The 5,283-nt window shown below is 50.4% G+C and carries 6 protein-coding genes and 1 tRNA gene; 1 reads left to right on the top strand and 6 read right to left on the bottom strand.

Annotated features, from left to right (window positions below):
- Positions 1–288 precede the first annotated feature (288 nt).
- A tRNA-Thr gene (locus LBJ25_05640) sits at positions 289–364 on the top strand.
- A gap of 239 nt (positions 365–603) precedes the next feature.
- Here the strand turns inward: LBJ25_05640 and gcvPB are convergent.
- From gcvPB to LBJ25_05610, 6 genes are all read right to left on the bottom strand, one after another.
- The gene (gene gcvPB / locus LBJ25_05635; GenBank protein ID MDR1453436.1) at positions 604–2,037 is read right to left on the bottom strand and encodes an aminomethyl-transferring glycine dehydrogenase subunit GcvPB; all 1,434 of its coding nucleotides are present in this window, start codon (positions 2,035–2,037) and stop codon (positions 604–606) included.
- A gap of 59 nt (positions 2,038–2,096) precedes the next feature.
- Positions 2,097–3,338, bottom strand: a complete 1,242-nt coding sequence (gcvPA, locus tag LBJ25_05630) for an aminomethyl-transferring glycine dehydrogenase subunit GcvPA (protein ID MDR1453435.1) — start codon at positions 3,336–3,338, stop codon at positions 2,097–2,099.
- 7 nt (positions 3,339–3,345) lie between these two features.
- The gene (gene gcvH, locus LBJ25_05625; protein MDR1453434.1) at positions 3,346–3,729 is read right to left on the bottom strand and encodes a glycine cleavage system protein GcvH; all 384 of its coding nucleotides are present in this window, start codon (positions 3,727–3,729) and stop codon (positions 3,346–3,348) included.
- Between the two features lie 62 nt (positions 3,730–3,791).
- Positions 3,792–4,082 carry a putative addiction module antidote protein gene (locus tag LBJ25_05620; protein MDR1453433.1) on the bottom strand — a complete coding sequence of 97 codons (291 nt, stop codon included), beginning with the start codon at positions 4,080–4,082 and terminating at the stop codon, positions 3,792–3,794.
- A gap of 2 nt (positions 4,083–4,084) precedes the next feature.
- Complete coding sequence (locus tag LBJ25_05615; GenBank protein ID MDR1453432.1) at positions 4,085–4,372, bottom strand: type II toxin-antitoxin system RelE/ParE family toxin; 288 nt, start codon at positions 4,370–4,372, stop codon at positions 4,085–4,087.
- 41 nt (positions 4,373–4,413) lie between these two features.
- Positions 4,414–5,004: a M67 family metallopeptidase gene (locus LBJ25_05610; protein ID MDR1453431.1), complete on the bottom strand. Its 591-nt coding sequence runs from the start codon at positions 5,002–5,004 to the stop codon at positions 4,414–4,416.
- Between the last annotated feature and the right edge of the window lie 279 nt (positions 5,005–5,283).

The following is a 5,283-nucleotide window of genomic DNA, read 5'->3' as shown; positions in this document are numbered from 1 at the left end:
AACCATAGCCTGTGGCTATGGTTTCATGTAGCGTTGAATAGATATTGTTATTTTTTAATTATGTAGTGATAGTAGTATCTGTCTTTAGCCGAGATAGCTAACCATAGCCTGTGGCTATGGTTTCATGTAACGTTGTGTAGATGTTGTTATTTTGTAAGCATATGACGGATAATAGTAACTGTCTTCATGCCGAGATAGCTAACCATAGCCTGCGGCTATGGTTTCATGTAGCGTTGAGTAGACATTGTTGTTTTTTAATTGTGTAGTGATAGTATTATCTGTCTTCATGCCGAGATAGCTCAGCTGGTAGAGCAGCGCATTCGTAATGCGCGGGTCGCAGGTTCAATTCCTGTTCTCGGCTCCACAATATTTTTTTATACGCGACTTGAGTTTAGCAGACGCAATATGCCAGCGGCATATTGCGCAGGAATTGAAAGCTCGGAGTGAGTTTCGCATTGGCGAAACCGCGCATCGAACTTAACAAGCGAAGCGAAGTTAAGTGAGAGCCACAAGCGTAGCGACGTGTGAGCGCGACACCGCAACGAGGGAGCATTCCGCGTAGGCGGAACAGTAGCGACCGAGACGTAGATTCAATTCCTGTTCTTAAGCTCCAGAAAAATAATTCAAATCCGGCTCTTTGACCGCGCGCACTTCGTCTAAGCGTCCGACGAGCGTGTTCTGCGGCGCGGATTTTACCAGCGCGGGATCGGTTTTTACCTCCGCGGCGATCTTTAACAGCGCATCACAAAAAACATCCAGCGTTTCTTTGGCTTCTGTTTCCGTCGGCTCGATCATCAGGCTTTCCGGCACGATCAACGGGAAATAAATTGTCGGCGGATGATAACCGTAATCCATAAGCCGCTTGGCGATGTCCGCGGCCGACACGCCGTATTGTTTTTTCCATTCTTTGACGCTGATGACAAACTCGTGCTGGCAGATCTGCGGATAAGGAATATTATAGACTTTTTGCAGACGGGCTTTGACGTAATTGGCGTTCAGCACGGCCAGCTCGGAGGCGCGTTTCAAGCCTGCCGAACCCTGTATTTTTAGATAAGCGTAAGCTCTGAGTATCACGCCGATATTGCCGTAAAAAGAATGTACCTTGCCGATCGATTTAGGCAGAGCGTTGTTCAAAAAATATTCTTCGCCGTTAAAATCGATTGTTGGCCGGGGCAGATAGGGCGCGAGTTTTTCCGTCACGCCAACCGGGCCGGAGCCGGGGCCGCCGCCACCGTGCGGCGCGGCAAAAGTTTTATGCAGATTGAGGTGACAGACGTCAAAGCCCATGTCCGCCGGCCTGGCCAGCCCCAGAGTGGCGTTAGCATTCGCGCCGTCGTAATAAAGCAGTCCGCCGGCCTTATGCACCAGCTCGGCAATTTGCAAAATATTTTTTTCAAACAGCCCGAGTGTATTGGGATTGGTCAGCATCAAGCCGGCGGTCGTACCGTCGAGGTGTTTTTGGAGATCGTCCAGATCCACGCCGCCGTCAGGACGGGATTTTATAGTCACTGTTTGAAACCCGGCCAGAACGCAGGAGGCCGGATTAGTGCCGTGCGCCGCGTCCGGTATGAGAATTTTTGTGCGCCGCGTATCGCCTCTGTCCAGATGATAAGCGCGGATGATCAGCAGTCCGGTAAATTCGCCGTGTGCGCCAGCCGCTGGCTGCAAGGTAAATCGCGCATAGCCGAAAATCCGGCAAAGCATTTGCTCGGTCTCGTAAAGTATTTTGAGCAATCCAGCCGCCGCGCGGTCTGGCGCGGAGGGGTTCAGGCCGGTAAATTCCTCAAACGCGGCGATTTGTTCATTGATTTTAGGATTGTATTTCATCGTGCAGGAACCAAGCGGATAAAAGCCGCTATCCACGCCGTAATTTTGCTGGGAAAGTTTGGTGTAATGCCGCGCGACGTCGCTTTCCGAAACTTCCGGCAGACGCAAAATTTTTCTTTCCGGCAGACCAAAATTAACCGGCGGCGCTTCCGGCAAAGTATGCGCTTTCCGGCCTTTTTGCGAATAGGCAAAGATTAATTTTTCTGCCATCCGCCCCTGCGTCTGGCACGCCTGCGCGCGCAGAGAATCACGCGCTTGGCAGCATTTATTCATCTTAATTCCTCGGCCAATTTATTTATCTGTTCCTTTGTTGTTTTTTCCGTGACACTCAATAATAAATTTTTGCCGTCCAGAGGCAAGCCGAGCGGAGAGTTGCTAAGAACCGTGTTTATTTCCTGCGCGCTGACTGGACAGTGCAGGACAAAATCCCGAAAGTGTTCGCCCTCGTCCACAGAAAAGCCCGGAAGATTGCCCAGCTTTTGTTTGGCGTAGTCCGTCCTGGCCTTGCAGAGTTTGGCCGCGGTTTGCAGGCCGCTCGCCCCCATGTAGGACATATATATCGTAGCCAGGAGCGCGCAAAGCGCCTGATTGGAACAGATATTCGAAGTCGCTTTTTCGCGGCGTATGTGCTGTTCGCGCGTCTGCATGGTCAGGACAAAAGGCCGCTGGCCTCTATTGTCCACTGTGCGGCCAACGATACGCCCGGGCATTTGGCGCAAAAAATCTTTTTTGGCGGCGAGATAGCCGAGAGCCGGCCCGCCGTAATTTTGCGGCAGACCCAGAGGCTGCGCTTCGCCGACGCTGATGTCCGCTGGCGGCGGTTCAATGACCGAGAGCAATAACGGATCGGCGTAGGCGATAAACAGCGCGCCGTTTTCCCGGGCTTTGGACAAATATTCCTGCCAGTTGCTGAGCAGTCCGTGAAAATCCGGCAGGGCAAAAATTACCGCCGCGGTGTTTGCGGTGATATTTTTTTGCGCGGTGATCTGGCGCGGTTCGAGGTAAGTTTTTAGAACTGCCTGATAATTGGGATGCAGAGGATTGGCCAGGACATATTCCAGCCGTCCGGTCGCGGCCACCGCCATGCTGACCGCCTCGGCCAGAGACGTCGCGCCGTCATAGAGAGAAGCGTTGGCGATGTCCAATCCGGTCAGTTCGCAGATCATGGATTGAAATTCATAAATTGCGGTCAGCGTGCCCTGACTGATCTCCGGCTGATACGGCGTATAAGCGGTGTAGAATTCCGAGCGGCCGGCCAGCGCTGCTACGACAGGCGGCAGGTAATGATCGTAGCGTCCTCCGCCTAAAAAAACAGCGGTTTGGCCGGCCTGCTGGCGCCGCAATTCGTTGAGCTCCGCCAGAAGCTCTATTTCAGAGACTGGCTTAAATTCGGGGAATTCAAAATTTTTCAGTTTTTCCGGCACAGCGGCAAAGAGTTCGTCAAGGCTTTTTACGCCAATGGTTTGCAGCATCTCCTGTACATCGTTTTCCGTATGCGGAAAATAGGCCATGGATTTTTTACTCGCCGATCTTTTCTTGGTACTGCGCCGCGTCGAGCAGGGCGGAAAATTCAGCGGGATTAAAATCTTTGAGCTTGATGATCCAGCCCTCGCCGTAAGGGTCTTTGTTGACCAGCTCGGGCGATTTTTCCAGCAGCGGATTGATCGCTGAAACCGTGCCGGACAGCGGCGCGTAAAGATTGGACACGGTCTTGACCGATTCCACCACGCCAAAATCGCCGTTTTGCGTAACAGTTTTGCCGACCGCCGGCATTTCCACAAAAACAATGTCGCCCAGCTCGGACTGCGCGTGATCAGTAATGCCGACCAGCGCGACGCTACCGTCGATCTTGACCCATTCGTGCTCGGCTGTATATTTAAACTCCGCCGGAATATTGGACATGCGACACCTCGTCAAATTTATGCGTGGATTATAAATCTGTGTGGCAATATAAGCAAGAAACCCTATGCCGGCGTTACAGAAAGCCGAAAACCCAAAGAGTGCACGGCATGATTTATCGTCCGAAAATAAGGTGTTCCATCTCGGGAAAGCGATCTGTAAAGGCTGGTGAAATTTACTTTTGCGTGTTTGGCGATTTTGCCCATAACCCGCCTTGCCCTAGCAACGTTCCCTATCGCCTCGGCGATTTCTTCAGCCGTGCCGTCGTTGAATACAGCCTCAAGATAATATTTTATATCCTCCTCAGATTTTAAATATTTAGAAGCGTCCCAATCATGAAGTGTTATTTTTGCCATAATTAAATCTCCCTTATTATTTGTTTTGCTTTTTCTATATCTTTTTGTTGCGTGGACTTGTCGCCGCCGCATAAAATTATAATCAATTGGCTGTTTTTATTTACAAAATACAGCCTGTAACCAGCCCCCTGATGCATTTTCTTTTCAAAAAGATTTCCGCCAACATTCTTCACATTCCCCAGGTTGCCGCGCCTCATACGGTCTATGTGTTTCACTATAAGGCCGGCGCTTTGCCTATCTTTTAACTTCAGAAGCCATTCATCGAATATGCTTGTCGTCTTAACTTCCATGTTTTATATTATCGCTTATAAGCGAATATTGTCAATAGGCTTCAGGCTTCGGTGTTGAAACTGGAGCGGCTGGCTTCGAATTTGTTTTTGGGTGAGAGCCGCGGATATTTGGCGCGCTCATCGACAATAGCGTCGATCAGGGTATGCAGTTTGTGCATTTCTAGCGTGGAAACATTTTCGGAAAGTTTGGGTTTGCCGGTGTTAATGTCGATGACCGTAACACCATTGTCGTTGACGACGTGAATATCCTCGCGGATAACCGCGCGGCCGGGCAGAACGCTGTAGGCGGCAAATTCAGGATTGTAACGGTCGCGCAGCGAGATGATAAACAAGAAACGCTGATTGTTGTTAATGTCCTGTTCGGACGGATAAGCGATGCCGTTCGGGTGCGTGTGATACACGCCAAAAAAAATCAAGCCGTGTTTTTTAGCAAACTCATGGCCGCGCAGTATGTCGTCCGCGGACATACCGAACTCCTGGCGCTGGTCGCCGCCGGCCTGATTGTACAACGGCAGGACGCCTTTGATGACGCCGTCAGAGGAGCCGCAGAGCACGCCGCCGGTTTCGTACGGATAATTTTCCTGCGCCTGCCGCATGATCAGATCGTATTGGTGCTGGGTGATAATGAACATATAGTTCAATTATACTATCTATTCCCCGGAAATGAATATTGTGCCCTGAATTTGCTTAACGCCAAAATAACAATTCACAAATTTTTTTTTAACAGATCGCCGCTAAACTTTTCAGCAAATGCGCGAGAGGGGAACGCAAAAAAAACAAGGAGGAAAAGAAGTATGGAAAAAAATGTGCGAAAATTTATGGTGATAGGAGCGGTGGCGTTAAGCTCGCTGGCCTGCGCGGCGCCGGGCTGGTTTGTCCAGACCGATGTGAATCAGGATTTTAGGTATAGG

It is taken from the genome of Candidatus Margulisiibacteriota bacterium (genome assembly GCA_031268855.1).
Lineage (GTDB): Bacteria > Margulisbacteria > Termititenacia > Termititenacales > Termititenacaceae > Termititenax.
This window is presented reverse-complemented; position numbering and strand designations above follow the sequence as displayed.